14 protein-coding genes and 1 pseudogene are annotated in these 16608 nt (G+C 71.0%); 8 read left to right on the forward strand and 7 right to left on the reverse strand.

The features are described from left to right. Positions 1–642 (reverse strand): TauD/TfdA dioxygenase family protein (locus tag GKQ77_RS13215; protein ID WP_219688918.1); only part of this gene is annotated, 642 nt, incomplete at its 3' end. A 381-nt stretch (positions 643–1023) separates the two neighbouring features. Here GKQ77_RS13215 and lpdA point away from each other — a divergent pair. Next, the gene (gene lpdA, locus GKQ77_RS13220) at positions 1024–2427 is read left to right on the forward strand and encodes a dihydrolipoyl dehydrogenase (RefSeq protein ID WP_219688919.1); all 1404 of its coding nucleotides are present in this window, start codon (positions 1024–1026) and stop codon (positions 2425–2427) included. Positions 2428–2558: 131 nt separating this feature from the next. Continuing rightward, on the forward strand, positions 2559–4727 hold the full coding sequence (locus GKQ77_RS13225) for an MMPL family transporter (protein WP_219688920.1): 2169 nt from the start codon (positions 2559–2561) through the stop codon (positions 4725–4727). A gap of 10 nt (positions 4728–4737) precedes the next feature. Here the strand turns inward: GKQ77_RS13225 and GKQ77_RS33320 are convergent, their stop codons facing one another. Beyond that, positions 4738–4962, reverse strand: a complete 225-nt coding sequence (locus tag GKQ77_RS33320; protein WP_372459870.1) for a hypothetical protein — start codon at positions 4960–4962, stop codon at positions 4738–4740. A gap of 52 nt (positions 4963–5014) precedes the next feature. Next, positions 5015–5578, reverse strand: a pseudogene (locus GKQ77_RS13235) (MFS transporter); the annotation flags it as partial. A 502-nt stretch (positions 5579–6080) separates the two neighbouring features. Between GKQ77_RS13235 and GKQ77_RS13240 the strand changes: the two are divergent. From GKQ77_RS13240 to GKQ77_RS13250, 3 genes are all read left to right on the forward strand, one after another. After that, complete coding sequence (locus tag GKQ77_RS13240; protein WP_219688921.1) at positions 6081–7613, forward strand: MFS transporter; 1533 nt, start codon at positions 6081–6083, stop codon at positions 7611–7613. A gap of 294 nt (positions 7614–7907) precedes the next feature. Further along, positions 7908–8321 (forward strand): YciI family protein, encoded by a 414-nt coding sequence (locus tag GKQ77_RS13245; RefSeq protein WP_219688922.1) that lies wholly within the window; start codon positions 7908–7910, stop codon positions 8319–8321. Next, positions 8315–9550 carry an RNA polymerase sigma factor gene (locus GKQ77_RS13250; protein WP_372459869.1) on the forward strand — a complete coding sequence of 412 codons (1236 nt, stop codon included), beginning with the start codon at positions 8315–8317 and terminating at the stop codon, positions 9548–9550. The genes GKQ77_RS13245 and GKQ77_RS13250 overlap by 7 nt, the downstream gene beginning before the upstream one ends. Here the strand turns inward: GKQ77_RS13250 and GKQ77_RS13255 are convergent. Then, positions 9520–10452 (reverse strand): LysR family transcriptional regulator, encoded by a 933-nt coding sequence (locus GKQ77_RS13255; RefSeq protein ID WP_219688923.1) that lies wholly within the window; start codon positions 10450–10452, stop codon positions 9520–9522. The two genes, GKQ77_RS13250 and GKQ77_RS13255, sit on opposite strands and share 31 nt — an antisense overlap. A 210-nt stretch (positions 10453–10662) precedes the next feature. Between GKQ77_RS13255 and GKQ77_RS13260 the strand changes: the two genes are divergently transcribed. Beyond that, complete coding sequence (locus tag GKQ77_RS13260) at positions 10663–11418, forward strand: sulfite exporter TauE/SafE family protein (protein WP_219688924.1); 756 nt, start codon at positions 10663–10665, stop codon at positions 11416–11418. A 231-nt stretch (positions 11419–11649) separates the two neighbouring features. Further along, the gene (locus GKQ77_RS13265; RefSeq protein ID WP_219688925.1) at positions 11650–11925 is read left to right on the forward strand and encodes a plasmid mobilization protein; all 276 of its coding nucleotides are present in this window, start codon (positions 11650–11652) and stop codon (positions 11923–11925) included. A 69-nt stretch (positions 11926–11994) separates the two neighbouring features. Here the strand turns inward: GKQ77_RS13265 and asnB are convergent, their stop codons facing one another. Together asnB and GKQ77_RS13275 are read right to left on the reverse strand one after the other, a co-directional pair. Then, the gene (asnB, locus tag GKQ77_RS13270; protein ID WP_219688926.1) at positions 11995–13836 is read right to left on the reverse strand and encodes an asparagine synthase (glutamine-hydrolyzing); all 1842 of its coding nucleotides are present in this window, start codon (positions 13834–13836) and stop codon (positions 11995–11997) included. Between the two features lie 257 nt (positions 13837–14093). Further along, positions 14094–14651 (reverse strand): TetR/AcrR family transcriptional regulator, encoded by a 558-nt coding sequence (locus GKQ77_RS13275; RefSeq protein WP_308117654.1) that lies wholly within the window; start codon positions 14649–14651, stop codon positions 14094–14096. 220 nt (positions 14652–14871) lie between these two features. Here GKQ77_RS13275 and GKQ77_RS13280 point away from each other — a divergent pair, with 220 nt between their 5' ends. Continuing rightward, positions 14872–15816 carry a DMT family transporter gene (locus GKQ77_RS13280; protein ID WP_219688928.1) on the forward strand — a complete coding sequence of 315 codons (945 nt, stop codon included), beginning with the start codon at positions 14872–14874 and terminating at the stop codon, positions 15814–15816. Here GKQ77_RS13280 and GKQ77_RS13285 read toward each other — a convergent pair. Next, entirely contained in the window at positions 15767–16363 is a 597-nt protein-coding gene (locus tag GKQ77_RS13285; RefSeq protein ID WP_308117653.1) for a TetR/AcrR family transcriptional regulator, read from the reverse strand. The genes GKQ77_RS13280 and GKQ77_RS13285 overlap by 50 nt on opposite strands. Positions 16364–16608: the final 245 nt, after the last annotated feature.

The raw sequence follows: 16608 nt of genomic DNA on the forward strand, positions 1-16608 counted from the left end.
GTCCTGGAGCGGGGCGAGCTTGTCGGGGCCGTAGAAGCGGGCGAAGCCGGGAATGAAGTCGTGCACGGCCCGCGCGCCCTCGACGCGCGCCTTCACCTCGTCGGGGAGGTTGTCGTACGCGGCCGCCATGTCGGCCCACATCGTGTCCCCGCCGTACGGCGGCACCTCGCGCAGCTGCAACACCGCGCCGAGGGCCGGGCGTTCGCGGAAGGTGACATCCGCGTGCCAGACGTTCTCGTACGTGGGGACCGCGCTGCCCCCTTTGTCGAACCGGACGACGTCGTCGGCGGAGCCGCGCGCGAGCAGCGGATTGGTCTCCAGCTCGCCCCAGTGGAGGGCGAAGGCGCGCTGCTGCTCGGCCGTGATGCCCGCGCCGCGGAAGAACAGCACCTTCCACTCCAGCAGGGCGCGGTTCAGCTCCTCGCGCAGGGCGGGGGTGAGGGGCCGCGCGAGATCGACGCCGCGGATCTCGGCGCCGATGAGGCGCCCCTGGGGCACCACGTCGATCAGCTCGTAGGGCCGCTCATGCCATCCCTCGGGGACGCGGCGCAGGATGCGGCGGCCTTCATACATGCCGTCGGCGGGGACGCGGGCTTCGCGCAGGGTGGCCGGGGAGAGAGGGGCGCGGTCGGTGACAGCCATAGGGAGGTGATCCTTCGGGAAGCGAGAGCGGGCGGGCGGGAGTGCCCCCGCACCAGGGGTGCCGAGGCGGACTTCCGTACAGCTAGCGGCCCGATCGCTCGCACCCGCACCGCCACGGGACGTTGAACGTCCGTGCGACGGCGGTCAGGTGCTGGATCATGGTGGACATTGTGGGGCGCGGCCCGCCCCTGGTCAACCGCCACAGGACTACGTACTGAGTAAGGGAGTTGGGACGATGGCGAGGCGCGCGTCCGCCGGAGTCCGCCCCGGCGGGCAGTGGCGTGCGCCACCCGCCCGCCGCCCGGCCCTCCGCATGGCGCATGATCGTGGCACAGAGCCATCCGCACCACTGGATCCGTTCCACCCAGAGAGGACCTCCCCATGGAAGACCGCTTCGACGTCGTCGTGCTCGGAGCAGGACCCGGCGGCTATGTGGCCGCCATTCGCGCCGCCCAGCTGGGCAAGCGCGTAGCGGTCGTCGAAGAGAAGTACTGGGGCGGTGTCTGCCTCAACGTCGGCTGCATCCCGACCAAGGCGCTGCTGCGCAACGCCGAGCTTGCCCACCTCTTCACGCGCGAGCAGAAGACGTACGGCATCAAGGTCGACGGCACGGTCTCCTTCGACTACGGCGAGGCGTTCAACCGCAGCCGCACGGTGGCGGACGGCCGCGTCAAGGGCGTCCACTTCCTGATGAAGAAGAACGGCATCACGGAGTTCGACGGGCGCGGCACGTTCCTGGACGCGAACACCCTCCAGGTGGCGAAGTCCGACGGCACGACCGCCACCATCGGCTTCGAGAACTGCATCATCGCGACGGGCGCCACGCCCCGCCTGCTCCCCGGCACCAGCCGCAGCGAGCGCGTGGTGACGTACGAGGAGCAGATCCTCGCCGACTCCCTGCCGGACTCCATCGTGATCGCGGGCGCGGGCGCGATCGGCATCGAGTTCGCCTACGTCCTGCACAACTACGGCGTGAAGGTCACCATCGTCGAGTTCCTGGACCGCGTCGCCCCGCTGGAGGACGCGGACGTCTCCAAGGAGCTGGCGAAGCAGTACCGCAAGCTCGGCATCGACGTGCTGACCTCGACGCGCGTGGAGTCGATCGACGAGTCGGGCGAGCAGGTCAAGGTGACCGTCACCGGCAAGGACGGCAAGCAGCAGATCCTGGAGGCGGACAAGGTCCTTCAGGCCATCGGTTTCGCGCCGAACGTCTCCGGCTTCGGTCTCGAGGCGACGGGCGTGGCGCTCACCGAGCGCGGTGCGATCGACGTCGACGGCCGCTGCCGTACGAACGTCCCGCACATCTACGCCATCGGTGATGTCACGGCGAAGCTGATGCTGGCGCACACCGCCGAGGCCATGGGCGTGGTCGCCGCGGAGACCCTCGCGGACGCCGAGACGATGGAACTCGACTACCCGATGATCCCGCGCGCCACCTACTCCCAGCCGCAGATCGCGAGCTTCGGCTGGACGGAGGCGCAGGCCAAGGAGAAGGGCTTCGACGTCAAGGTCGCGAAGTTCCCGTTCCAGGCCAACGGCAAGGCGCACGGCCTCGGCGACACCGTCGGTTTCGTCAAGGTCATCAGCGACGCGAAGTACGGCGAGATCATCGGCGCCCACCTGATCGGCCCCGACGTCACCGAACTGCTGCCCGAGCTGACCCTGGCCCAGCAGTGGGACCTCACCGTCCACGAGGTGGCGCGCAACGTCCACGCGCACCCGACGCTGGGCGAGGCCGTCAAGGAAGCGGTGCACGGCCTGGCCGGGCACATGATCAACTTCTGACGTCCGCCGGGCGCCCCGCCACGACGCGGGTGGCCGGAATCCGGTCGCTCGAGTGGCGGGGCCGCCTGACCCGTCGGATGCTGGGCGGAACACGACTGTGATGCCTCGGGGGCGAGGAGAGGCAGTAGCCGATGTTCTCTGGTCTGGGCCGGTTCGTGGTCCGCCGCCCTTGGTGGATCATCCTGGCGTGGGTGGTGGTGGCGGGCGCGGTGATCTCGCTGGCGCCGAAGCTCACCTCCAGCAGCGACGAGGCGAGTTTCCTTCCCGGCCACTACGAGTCGATCCGCGCGGCCGACGTGCAGGAGAAGGAGTTCCCCAAGCAGCGGAACGTCGCCGCGATCATTGTCTTCGAGCGTTCCGACGGCGAGAAGCTGACCGCCGCCGACTCCGCCGACGTCGACCGGGTCTCCAAGGATCTCCAGGCGAAGAAGATCCCGGGAGTGCAGGCCGTCGTACCCGGCGAGGTCTCGCCCAACAAGCTCGTGCGGACGTCGGTCATCGCCATGCCGAGGATCACCGACCCCGAGGACACCTCGCAGCAGGACGCGGTGGAGCGGCTGCGCTCCGATCTCGGGCCGGAGCTGAAGGGCACGGACCTGTCGGCCGGGATCACCGGCACCGCGGCCCAGGCGCTCGACGAGAGAGACGCGTCCGAGCGGGCGGGCATGCTCGTCGGAGTCGGCACGATCGTGATCATCATCGCGCTGCTGCTTGTCATCTTCCGCAGCCCCATCATCGCGCTGCTGCCCGTCGTCCTCATCGGACTGGTCTCGCCGATGGCGACCGGCCTGATCGCCTCCGCCAACAAGGCGTTCGACATGAAGGCGGACTCCTCCATCCAGGAGCTGCTGACCGTCGTCCTGTTCGGCGTCGGCACGGACTACATCCTCTTCCTCCTCTTCCGCTACCGGGAGGCGCTGCGGGCGGGCGAGGATCCCAAGAGCGGCATGGTGCACGCCGTGGAGCGGGTCGGCGAGGCCATCACATCGGCGGCGGGCGCCGTCATCGTCGCCTTCGCCGCGCTCACGCTCTCCTCGCTCGGCATGCTGCGCTCGATGGGTCCCGCGCTCGCCATCGCGGTCTTCGTGACGCTGCTCGCCGGTCTCACCCTCGTACCCGCCGTGGTCTCGTTGCTCGGCGCGAAGGTGTTCTGGCCGTCGAAGTCCTGGCAGCGGGAGCCGCACGGCACCGGGTTCGCCCGGCTCGGCACGTCGATCGCGCGCAAGCCCGCGGTGTGGGCGGTCGTCTCGGCCGTGTTCATGGGCGCGCTGGCCCTCGGCGCGTTCGGCTACAAGGCCAACTTCGACCTCGCCGGGTCCTCGCTGCCCAAGGAGAAGGAGTCGATGGTCGCCATGGAGGACCTCCAGCGGGGGTTCCCTGCGGGCACCACCGACCCGACCTCCGTCTACCTCTCCTCGACGACCGACGAGCCGGTGACCGGGCGGCAGGCCGCCGCCTTCCGCGAACGGCTCGCCGATGTCCGGGGCGTGGGCGAGGTGGCGGCGCCACGGCTGAGCCCGGACCGTACGACGGCCGCGTACTCGGTGATCCTCTCCGACCCGCCGGCCTCCGACAAGGCCCTGTCGACCGTCAAGGACCGGCTGCGGCCCGCCGCCCACGAGGAAGCGCCGGACGGCTCGCGGGCGCTGGTCGGCGGCACGACGGCGGTGTACGTCGACATCAACAAGGCGGTGGACCGGGACTATTCGGTGGTCTTCCCGGTGGCGGCCCTCGCCATCATGGTGATCCTCGGCCTGCTGCTGCGTTCCCTCGTGGCGCCGTGGTATCTGATGCTGTCGGTCGCGCTCGGCTTCGGCGCGACGCTCGGTGCGACCTCGCTTCTCTTCCAACAGCTCGGCAGCCAGCCCGGGTTGATGTTCATGCTGCCGGTGATCATGTACTTGTTCGTGGTCGCGCTCGGCACGGACTACAACATCCTCATGGTGTCGCGGCTCCGCGAGGAGGCCCGCGAGGGCCGCGACCCGCACGACGCGGCGGGCACGGCGGTACGGCACTCCGGCCCGACGATCGGCTCGGCGGGCGTGATCCTCGCGGGTACGTTCGCCACGCTGATGCTGGCGGGCAACTCGACCCTCTCCCAGATGGGTTTCTCCCTCTCCTTCGGCATCCTCATCGCCGCGTTCATCATGGCGACGGTCTTCACCCCCGCGCTGACGGCGCTCATCGGGCACGCGGCCTGGTGGCCGGGGCACGGGGACGAGAGGCGGAACGGGCGCGGCGGGTCCGCGCCGCCGGACCCGGACGAGGAACGCCTCGGAGGCGTGACGCGCAGCAGATGAGAGGCGGGGGTCACGCGGACTCCTCGGCCCGTACGATCCCGGTCAGCGTCCCGCTCAGTGCCACGCACACCACGCCCGCGCCGACGGCCAGGCACACCCGGGCGACTCCGAATCCGGCCGCCCCCGCGGTGACGGCGGCGGCCCCCAGCGGGCCGAGCGAGTAGTGCGTGGTCCAGAACGCCGCCGTGACCCGCCCCAGGAGGTGACCGGGCGTGACCTCCTGACGCAAGGACATGGAGCAGATGCCGGCGACGCCGGTGGCGAGCAGTGCGCAAGGGCCTCGGTTTCGGCGCGGGTTGGGTCGGCGCCACCGCGCTGGGCGGAGTCGCCGTCGGCTGTCTCGGACTCACCGACAGCGTGCCGGTGATCGGCGCGCTCTCGGCGGGCATGCCGACGGCGGCGGGTGGCGGTGTCGGGCGCGGTCGGACGAGGAGGAGTCCGGCAGCGGACACCGCGAAGGTGGCGGCGTCGATGCCGATGGCGGCCACGGGCCCGGACGCCGCCGCGACGAAGCCCGCGAGCGTGGGTCCGCCGACCGTCGCCACCGCGTAGGAGCCGAAGAGGTGGGCGTTGGCCCTGGTGATCTGGTCGGGCTCGACGATGGCGGGCACCACGGCCACGTATGTCACCTGGAAGAGCATCGCGAAGCCGCCGGTGAGCGGAACGCCCGTGTAGCTAAGCCACATCGGGGTCGCGAAGAGCCAGACCAGCGGGATCAGCGCGTACAACAGGCAGCGCGCCACGTCGGCGAGCATCAGGAGTCCGCGCCGGTCGAACCGGTCGGCGATCACACCGGCGAAGAGTCCCGTGACGATCGACGCGAGGCCCGTCATTCCGGTGACCAGACCCATCTGGACGACGGAGCCGGTGCTGTGCTTCGGGGAAGCTCAGGACGATCCTGTCGGCGCCGGACCGCGCGAACGCCCCCGCCTGCCGCTCCCCTCCGTCGGCCCGGACGTGAACGTTAGAGCAAGTTGCCATTTCGCGGAAAGTGTGAGCACAACCCCATGCACCCCCGCGCCCTCATTGCTCACAGCTCGAACGGAAATGCAAGTTAAATCCATAAACCCAAAAAAGTCGGCAGCCTAGGAAAGAGCGAGAAAAGTCAAGTTCGTGATCGACGGCGCTTACATTCATCTCACACTGCCTCTACCAGCGTCTTTTGAGTGTTAGGGTTTCCTCTTGTCCCGAGCCGGGCCGCCTTTTCGTCGGCGCCCCGCTCGGCTTGCGCAGCGCTGATCCGCTCCTTTGCGACGGGTCACCGCAGCCCCTCACACCGGAATAGAAGAAGGCCTTCCACGCCTTATTCCCACTCCGGCGGAATGTGTCCACGCCTTGTCCTGGAGCTCTTTCATGTCTGCTGACAGCACGGCTGTCACCACTCCCCCACCGGCGGACACGGCCGGTGGCCCACCCGGCACCGGCCGGCACCTCGGCCTGGCCCTGTTCGTGATCGCCGCGGCCCAGCTGATGGTGGTGCTCGACGGCACCATCACCAACATCGCGCTGCCCAGCATCCAGACCGCGCTGGAGGTGTCCGACGCGAACCTCGCGTGGATCGTCAACTCCTACGCGCTGGCCTTCGGCGGGCTGCTGCTCCTCGGCGGCCGGGCGGGGGACCTCTTCGGCCGACGGCGGATGTTCCAGGTGGGCATCGCCGTATTCACCCTGGCGTCACTGCTCGGCGGGCTCGCCCCGAACGAGGGCCTGCTCATCGGCGCCCGCATATTGCAGGGCGTCGGCGCGGCGGTCGCGGCGCCCAGCGCCCTCTCCCTGATCGCCACGACGTTCCCCGAGGGCAAGCCGCGCAACAAGGCGATGGGGGTCTACGCCGCGATGGCCGGCATCGGCGCCACCGTCGGGCTGCTGCTCGGCGGTGTCCTCACCGATGTCCTGGACTGGCGGTGGGTGTTCTTCGTGAACATCCCCATCGGCCTGGCCGTACTCGCCGGGACCAGGACGCTCGTCGAGGCCGAACGCCACCCGGGCCGCCTCGACCTGCCTGGCACGATCACCGGCACGGGCGGCCTGATCGCCCTCGTCTACGGCATCACGCGCGGCGGTGAACACGGCTGGACCGACAGCCTGACGCTGTCCTGCTTCACCGTCGCCGCCGTCCTGCTCACAGCCTTCCTGCTCATCCAGAGCCGGACCGCGCACCCGATGATGCCGCTGCGGCTCTTCAAGGACCGCAACCGCTCCGGCTCCTTCGCCACGATGCTGTTCATCGGCGCCGGCATGATGGCCACCTTCTACTTCCTCACCCTGTACATGCAGCTGATCCTGGGCTACAGCGCGGTAAAAACCGGCTTCGCCAACCTGCCGTTCAGCCTCGGCATGGGGGTCGCGGCGGCCCTGAGCGCCAAGCTGGTCACCCGCCTCGCTCCCCGCGTGATCGCCGGACCCGGTCTGCTGGTGGCGGCCGGTGGCATGTTCTGGTTCGCCACGCTCACCCCGGACTCGTCGTACGCGGGACATCTGATGCCGGCGATGTTCGTGACCGCGCTCGGCCTCGGCATGGGCTTCGTCCCGATGACGCTGGGCGCCGTCAGCGGCGTCGACCACCAGGAGACGGGCATCGCCTCCGCGCTCCTGAACACCGCCCAGCAGATCGGCGGCGCCCTGGGCCTCGCCGTCCTCGCGACCATCTCCACGTCGGCCGCGAATGACCGGCTGCCCGAAGCGGCCACCTCGTTCTACCGGGGCGTGGCCACCAAGGACCACGGCCTGGTGACCGAGGCGGCCGACGCGCTGACCCACGGCTACACGCTGGCCTTCGTGGGCGCGGGCGTCATGTTCCTGGCGGGCCTCGCCGTCACCGCGCTCGCCATCAACGCCCGGAAGCAGGAGACCGCCGAGGGCGCGGCGCCGGTCCACATGGGCTGAGCCCTCGGCAGCCCGGGCCGGCCGGGCCGCCCGCGCCGGGGCCGGTGTTGCGGTACTCGGCGAAACGGTCGTCCTTCCGGGAGAAGCCGCTGAGCTGTCGCCACGGCGCCGCGAAAGGCTGCCGCCCTGTCCGCCGCCCTGTCCGCCGCCCTCCCCTGGCCCGCTCGCCAGGAAGTCGCCGCCGCCGCTCGATAGCATGCTGAGGACAGCCGGTGTAGAGAACGCGCCGTCCGCTCCGACGTCCCCTGTGAGAGTCGCCCACGAGGGGTGACGGCGCAGCCGAGGAGCGAAGTCATGAAGTATCTGGTGATGGTCCAGGGCTCACAGGCCGACTACGAGGCGATGGCGGGCAAGGCCTCGGAGAACAGCCCGGCCTGGAGCGAGCAGGAACTCCAGGCGATGTTCGCGTTCATGACCGAGGTCAGCAACGACCTCGCCGAATCCGGGGAACTCATCGACGGGCAAGGCCTCACCGAGCCCGCGCAGGCCCGCTTCGTCAGCGCGGGCGAGGACGGCCGCCCGGTGATCACGGACGGGCCCTACGGCGAGACGAAGGAAGTCCTCGCCGGGTACTGGCTGGTCGACTGCGAGAGCCTGGAGCGGGTCACCGAGATCGCCGCGCGCATCACCCAGTGCCCCGGCCCCGAGGGCATGGTCGAGCCGCCCGTCGTGATCCGGCCCGTACAGGACGCGGGAGGCGCGTGCTGAGACCCGCGACCGAGGTCGAGGACCTGCTGCGCCGGCACGCGCCGCAGGTCCTCGGCGCGCTCGTACGCCGGTACGGACACTTCGACGCGACCGAGGACGCCGTGCAGGAGGCGCTGCTCGCGGCGGCGCGGCAGTGGCCGGACCAGGGGCTGCCGGACAATCCGCGGGGCTGGCTGATCCGGGTGGCGTCGCGGCGCCTGGTGGACCAGCTGCGCGCGGACGCGGCACGGCGGCGGCGCGAGGAGGACGCGGCGCTGCTCACGCCCCGCGACGCGTTCACCGCTCCCCCGCCGGGCGAGAGCCGCGCCCCGTCGGACGACGACACGCTCACCCTGCTCTTCCTGTGCTGCCACCCCGCGCTGAACCCGGCCGGGCAGGTCGCCCTCACGCTGCGCGCCGTCGGCGGCCTGACCACGGCGGAGATCGCGCGTGCGCACATGGTGCCGGAGGCGACGATGGCCCAGCGGATCAGCCGGGCGAAGGCGAAGGTCAGAGGCACGCCGTTCCGCCAACCGGGCCCCGCGGACCGTGACGCGCGGCTCGGCGTGGTCCTCCAGGTGCTGTACCTGATCTTCAACGAGGGTTATACGGCGACGTCCGGCGCCGCCCTGCACCGCGCGGACCTCGCACGGGAGGCGATCCGGCTGACCCGTTCCGTACGGCGCCTGCTGCCCCGCGAGGGCGCGGTGACGGGGCTGCTGGCGCTGATGCTGCTCACCGAGGCGCGCAGCGCCGCGCGGAGCGGGCCGCACGGCGAGCTGATCCCGCTGGACGAGCAGGACCGCACCCGATGGGACAGGCAAGCGATCGCCGAAGGCACCGCACTCGTCGAGGAAGCACTCTCCCAAGGCCCGCCCGGCGCCTACCAGTTGCAGGCGGCGATCGCGGCGCTGCACGACGAGGCACAGGGCGCGGACGCCACGGACTGGCCGCAGATCCTCGCCCTGTACGACGTTCTGGTGCGCCGCGCTCCTGAGCCCATGGCCGAACTGGGGCGCGTGGTGGCGTACGCGATGGTGCACGGTCCGCAGGCCGGGCTCTCCGAACTCACCGCCCTGGAGGGAAGGCTGAAGGGGCACTACCGCCTCGACGCCGTGCGGGCCCACCTGTTGGAGAGAGCGGGCGACACCGCGGGCGCGCTCGCCGCCTACCGGTTGGCGGCCAAGGGCACCCTCAGCCGGCCCGAGGCGCGCTACCTTCAGACGCGCGCCGCCAGGCTGCTGCCCTGAGCCGGGACCGGTCCGAGCGGCGCGCAGTGTTCGGCCACGGTGTCGGCGAAGGCGCGGGCCAGCGGACTGAGCGCGTCCCAGCGGCGCACCGCCCAGCCGACCGAGAGCGGCGGCAGGTCCGGAACCGGGACCATGCGCAGCCCGGCGGGAGCGCGGCCCCGCCAGCCGGGCAGGGCGGGCACGACGGCCTGGCCGAGGCCCAGTTCCGCGAGGAGCAGCGCCGTGTCCCAGTCCGCGACGCTGGTACCGGCCGGGAGCACTACGCCCAACTCGTCCAGGTGGGCGTCCAGTTGGGCGCGGGAGGTCGAGTTCACCGGTGGCGTGATGAGCTGCCCCCCGGCCAGTTCGGCGGGGTCGATGCGCGGCCGGCCGGCGAGCGGGTCGTCGGCGCGGACCGCGAGGACCCAGGGCAGGGCCACGACGGGCCGCTGCTCGATGCCCCGCACGGGCTCCCCGAGGGTGATCCAGGCGAGGTCGAGGTCGGCGGCGGCGAGCGCGTCGAAGCATCCGCTGCTCGAGCTGACCGTCTGGAACTCCAGGCTGACGCGCGGGTACCGCCCCCGGAAGCCGACGACGGCCTCGGCCATGAAGTGCCGCACGGTGGTGGCGCCGGTGGTGATCCGCACCGTGCCGCCGTCGCCCCGCGCCTGCTCCCGCAGGCGCCGCACGGCGAGGTCGATGCCGCCGATCCCCTCGGCCGCGGCGTCGCGCAGGACACGCCCGGCCGCGGTGGGCACGACGCCGCGCGCGTGCCGTTCCAGGAGGCTCACGCCCAGCTCCCGCTCCAGGCGTTTGACGTGCTGGCTCACGGCCGACTGCGTACAGGTGAGGTCGCGTGCCACCGCGCTGAGGCTGCCCGCTCGGCACACGGCCACGAAGACACGGAGATCGTCGAAGGTCACAAGGGGTGAAGGTATCTCTTGGGGAGATGCAAGGAAACCCGAGGATTGACTTGGGTTTTCACCATGGCCCAAGATCGTTCACGGCCCGGGCGGCGACCCGGCGACGGGCGTCGACCCGGGGTCAGGACGATCCTGGGGCCAGTTCGATCCTGGGGCCGGGACGATCCTGGGTCCCGGCGGCGGGCCATGACCCGGTGGGAAAGGTGACGTGTGGAAGCGCTCGAGATGGTGGCCGTCGGGGCCGCCGGTGTCGCGGCCGGCGGGATCAACGCGGTGGTGGGGTCCGGCACGCTCATCACCTTCCCCACCCTGCTGGCCTTCGGCTTCCCGCCGGTGCTGGCCAATGTGTCGAACAACCTCGGCCTGGTGCCGGGCACCCTCAGCGCCGCGTACGGCTACCGCCGGGAGATGAAGGGGCAGTTGGGCCGCCTGGTGCGGTTCGGCACAGCCTCCCTCGTCGGGGGCGCCATCGGCGCGCTGCTGCTCCTGAAGCTGCCCGCCGACGCCTTCCAGGCGGTGGTGCCGGTGCTGATCCTGACCGCCTGCGCTTTGGTGCTCCTGCAGCCCTGGCTCAACCGGCGGCTCAAGGAGCGCGAGAACCCGGGGCGCCGGGACGGCGGCGCGCCGATGTGGTGCGGCATCCTCGCCGCCGGCGTCTACGGCGGCTACTTCGGAGCGGCCCAAGGCGTGCTGCTCATGGGCCTGTTCGGCGCCTTCCTCCTGGAGGACCTGCAACGCCTGAACGCCGTGAAGAACGTCCTCGCCTCGATCGTCAACGGCGTGGCGGCTCTCATCTTCATCGCGGTCTCGGACGTCGACTGGACGGCGGCCGGGCTGATCGCCGCGGGCTCCACGGTCGGCGGGCTCGTGGGCGCGCGCTACGGCCGCCGCCTGCCACCGGCCGCGCTGCGCGCCTTCATCGTCGTGGTCGGCGTCACTGCCTCGACGATCATGATCGTGAGCTAGGACGAGCGGGCGCCGCGCGCCGCGGAGAGCGGCCATACGGCCCCACCACCCCCTGCGCCAGGGAATCCAAGAGGTGGTTTATCATTGAACATGAAGTGGCCCCGACCGAGATTCCCCCGTCCGGTCGGGGTCACTTCACGTTCGCGGCGCACCTTCCGCCGTTTTCACGCCTTCGTGGGCGAATATGCCAACCGCACCGCGTCGCACCCGCCCGGGCGTCATCATGCGTCCATGGACGGTGCCAAGCCTGTGCAGGTCTTGTTCACGCCCGAGGAGTACGCCGCGGTCACGCTCCACGCGGACCGGCTCGGGATGCCGGTGGCGGAGTTCATACGCCGCGCGGTGACCGTCCGCGCCGAGGAGGAGCACCCCGACCCCTGCCAGGTTCCCGAGCCCCGGCGCGGGGCGAGCGTGCCGCCCGTGCAGCGGGACCTAGGCAAGGACGGCAAGCCGGCGCTCCGGCGGTTCCTCGACACCCTCGCCGCGTCGGCCGAGCCCAGGGAGTGAGCGCGAAGCCCAGGGAGTGAGCGCGACGCCAGGGTGTGGGACCGGGAGCGCCGACGTGCGGCCCGGCGGTCAGGACAGGGCGAGCTCCGGCTGGTAGAGGTCCAGCCAGAGCGCGAGATCCAGGGTGCGCTCCAGGCCGCGCCGTGACGCCTGGGTGATCTGCGGCGCCTCCCGCCCGGCGGCCCGCGCCGCCCGCTCCCGGTCGACGAGATCGAAGACCGGGTGGCCGGGCCGGGCGAGCAGATCCTTGACGTGCCCTTGCAGGGCGAGTGCGTACTTGGGGTCCTGCGTGGAGGGGTACGGACTCTTCACCCGGTCATAGACGGACCGGGGCAGCACATCGGCGGTCGCCTCGCGCAGCAGGCTCTTCTCCCTGCCGTCGAAGGACTTCAGCGCCCAGGGCGTGTTGTAGACGTACTCGACGAGGCGGTGGTCGCAGAACGGGACGCGCACCTCGAGCCCGACGGCCATGCTCGCGCGGTCCTTGCGGTCGAGCAGGACCCGGACGAAGCGGGTCAGGTGCAGATGGGAGATCTTGCGCATCCGGTACTCGAAGTCGCTCTCGCCGTCCAGGCGCCGGATGCCGTCGACGGCCGTCGCGTACCCGTCCTTGACGTACGCGGGCAGATCGAGCGCCGCGGTCAGGTCGGGGCGCAGTACGCCGGAGTCGTCCCCGAAGTGGTCGGCGAACCGCACCAGCCAGGGGAACGTGTCGGCCGTGCGCGCCTGCTCGTCGAAGAACTGCAGATAGCCGCCGAACACCTCGTCCGCCGACTCCCCGGAGAGCGCGACGGTGGAGTGCTCGCGGATGGCGCGGAAGAGGAGGTAGAGGGAGGCGTCCATGTCACCGAAGCCCATGGGGATGTCCCTGGCGCGGATCATCTTCGCGCGTACGTCGGGGTCGGCGAGGGCGTGCGAGTCCAGGACGATGTCGCGGTGGTCGGTGCCCGCCGCCTTCGCCACGTCGTGCACGAAGGGGGTGTCGGGCGTGCCGCGCAGCTCGTCGGCGACGAAGTTGTCGGTCTGGCCGACGAAGTCGACGGCGAAACTCCGTACGGTCTCGCCCGCCTCCGCCAGCCGGCGCGCGGCGAGCGCCGTCATCGCCGAGGAGTCCAGGCCGCCGGAGAGCAGGGTGCAGCGCGGCACGTCCGAGACGAGCTGGCGGCGCACGATGTCCTCCAGAAGCTCGCGCACCTTGGCGATGGTCGCGTCACGGTCGTCGGTGTGCGGCCTTGTCTCCAGCGACCAGTAGACGTGCCGGCGCAGCCCCGAGCGGTCGACGGTCACCACGGTGCCCGGCTCGACCTCGCGCATGCCGTCCCAGACGGCGTGGCCGGGCGTCTTGACGACGGTGAACAGCTCGCGCAGCCCGTCGATGCCGACGCGACGGCGGGCCAGCGGGTTGGCGAGGATCGCCTTGGGCTCGGAGCCGAACAGGACACCGTCCGGCGTCTCGTAGTAGTAGAAGGGCTTGATGCCCATGCGGTCGCGGACCATGACGAGCTTGTCGTGCCGGGCGTCCCAGATCGCGAAGGCGTACATGCCGTTCAGCCGCTCGGCGAGGGCCTCGCCCCACTCCAGATAGCCGCGCAGGACGACCTCGGTGTCGGAGTCGGTGGTGAACCGGTGGCCGCGGCCCGCCAGTTCGCGCCGCAGCTCGGTGAAGTTGTAGGTCTCCCCCGAGTAGACGAGGGCGACGGTGCCGCTCGGTGTCTCGGCCGTCATCGGCTGGCGCCCGCCGGGCAGGTCGATGATCGCGAGCCTGCGGTGTCCGAGCCCGGCGGGGCCGCCGGTCCACGTGCCGCGGTCGTCGGGGCCGCGGCAGGACATCGTCTCCGTCATGGCGTCCAGAGTGGTCGACTCGGCCGTGAGGTCACGGTCGAAGGAGACCCAGCCGGCGATTCCGCACATGTGATTCCTCCCGCTCGCAAAGTAGATGTACCTAGCATCTATATGGGCATCCTGCGCCTCCGATTGCATACGGTCAACATCCCGGCCACCCGAGCGAAGGCAGCCACCCCCACGATTCCGGCCGCATTTTGCCAACGCCGGAGGGTGTCTCGTAGGCGGATAGGCTCCCCTGCCCCGCCGGAACGTGTCCGCCGGAGATCGCGGAAGGAAACATTCCGGCCACGGGCAAAGACTTGTCCACGATCCGCCGCAGCGGCTCACTCCTCGACTGAGGCCACCAGTCGCTCCGCGTCGTCCCGGGCCTGCTCGACGGCGCCGGGGAAGACCTTCAGGCCGTGCGCGACCAGGGCGCCTTCGTGCAGCAGCATCAGGGTCCGCGCCAGACGCCCGGCCTCGCGCGGGGCGATCTCTTCGACCAGGTCCGTGAAGAGCGCGAGCATCCACGCCTTCTGGCTGGTGATGATCGGATACGCCGGGTGGACGGGGTCACTGATCTCGGCATGCGCGTTGATCATGCTGCACCCCTTGCCCGAGAACTCCTCCGCCCAGTCGCGCGAGGCGTCGAAGACAGCCAGGATCCGGGCGCGCGGCGTGGGCGCGCCCGCCAGATACCCGGCGAGGAAGGCCCGCCAGCGCTCGTCCCGGTCGGCGAGGTACTCCACGACGATCTGCTCCTTGGAGCCGAACCGGTCGTAGAGCGTCTTCTTCGTCACCCCCGCCTCGGCGGCGATCAGATCCACGCCGACCGCGTGGATGCCGCGCTCATAGAAGAGGCGCCCGGCCGCCTCCAGGGCGCGGCGCGCGGCGGGCGTTATGGCGACGCGCTTGGGGGTGGCAGCGCCTTGCTTCCCGTACGCCTGCCCGTTCTCCTCGTACGCCTGCTCGTTGTCCTCGTACGCCTGCTCGCTCATGAAACCCATAGTAGACCGGTCTGTATACTCGGTCTCCTCAGGTAAACAGATCGGTCTACTCGCCCTCCACTCCGGGCCGCCGCCTCGATCCGCTCGATGCCGCGCGGCGGGAAGGAGCAGCACCATGAATGTCCTGCTGTCCCTCGCGTTCGTGCTGACCTGGAGCTCCGGCTTCATCGGGGCCAAGCTCGGCGCGGGCAGCGCCGGCGCGGTGACGGTGCTCATGTGGCGGTTCCTGCCGCTGGCCCTCGTCCTCGCGGTCGTCGCCCTCACGCTGGCCCGCGCCTCCTGGCGGGGTCTGACGGCACGGGACATCGGGCGGCAGGCGGCCGTCGGCGCGCTGTCGCAGAGCGGCTACCTCCTCACCGTGTACTACGCCATCCAGCTCGGCGTCTCCAGCGGCACCACCGCGCTGATCGACGGCACCCAGCCGCTGGTCGCGGGGGCCCTCGCCGGGCCGCTGCTCGGGCAGTTCGTCTCCCGCACCCAGTGGATCGGCCTCGGGCTCGGCGTGAGCGGTGTCGTCATCGTGACGGCGGCGGACTTCGCGGGCGGCGGCGACACCGCCTGGTGGGCCTATCTCGTGCCGTTCCTCGGCATGCTGTCGCTGGTGGCGGCGACGTTCCTGGACCGGCGCTCGGCCCGTCCGGTGCGGCCCGCGGTGTCCATGACCGTCCACTGCGCCACCAGCGCCGTCATCTTCACGGCGCTCGCGGTGGCCGCCGGGGCCGCGACTCCCCCGGCCGAGCGGTCCTTCTGGGTGGCGATCGGCTGGCTCGTGACGCTCTCCACCTTCGGCGGGTACGGCCTGTACTGGCTGATCCTGCGGCGGTCGGGGGTCACGCAGGTCAATACGCTCATGTTCCTCATGGCCCCGGTGACGGCCCTGTGGGGTGCGCTGATGTTCGGCGAGCCCTTCGGCCCGCAGACGGTGCTCGGCCTGGCGATCGGGCTCGCGGCGGTGGTCGTCGTGCGGCGCGGCGAGCGTCCGCGCGGGGCCGCCGGGCCGGCGGGGCGGGTCACCGCGGAGTCAGAAAGGACTGCACCGCGGGCGCGTACCGCTCGGTGATCTCGGTGATCGCCGTGGCGCGCAGGCACGGGCCGCGGGCGATGCCGTACATCACGCCGAGGCCGAGCAGCATGCCCACGGCCAGCTCGGCCCGCACCCCCGCGTCCGGCCCCGCGAGACGCACGCTCAGCCGCTGGACCACCTGGGCGCGGAAGTTGGCGCGCAGGACATCGCCCCGCTCACCGTGGAGCGGGGCGAAGACGATGCGCAGGACGGGGTCGGCGCCCCGCTCGGCCTGGCCGGTCAGCAGATGGCGGACCATGTGGCGGCCGAGCCGGCCGAGCGGCGCGTCGAGGAACGCCTCCGCGTCCGCCTCGAAGGACATGACGTGTGCGAAGAGGGCGTCCTTGTTGCCGAAGTACTTCACGACGAGCGGTGCGCTCACCCCGGCGCGTTCGGCAACCGCCTTAAGGGTGATGTCACCGTGCGCGTGCCGGGCGAGGAGATATCTGGCGGCGCGGGTGATGGCGCCCTTCGTGGCCTCGGCGTCTCTGCGGCAGCGGGGCGGGATGGAGGGACTGGTGATGTGCCTTCTCCCTACGTTCACATTCCCTACACGGCAAGGAATATTCACGATAGCGGGTGAATGGGTATTCACCCCCAGGAAGTTGGCAGGTGCCCTGGACCCATACGAACACACTCCCCATGTATGTGGCCACCAACTGCCCAGAGGAGTCGCGGGCTTCCGACGCGCCCGTTCCCTCTCGAACCACGTCGGTCATACTGCCGCCCATGAACCGACTCCGCATCGGCCTGGTCGGCACCGGCCCCTGGGCCACCGCCACCCACGCC

This window comes from Streptomyces anatolicus (assembly GCF_019400875.1).
GTDB classification, from domain to species: Bacteria; Actinomycetota; Actinomycetes; order Streptomycetales; family Streptomycetaceae; genus Streptomyces; species Streptomyces anatolicus.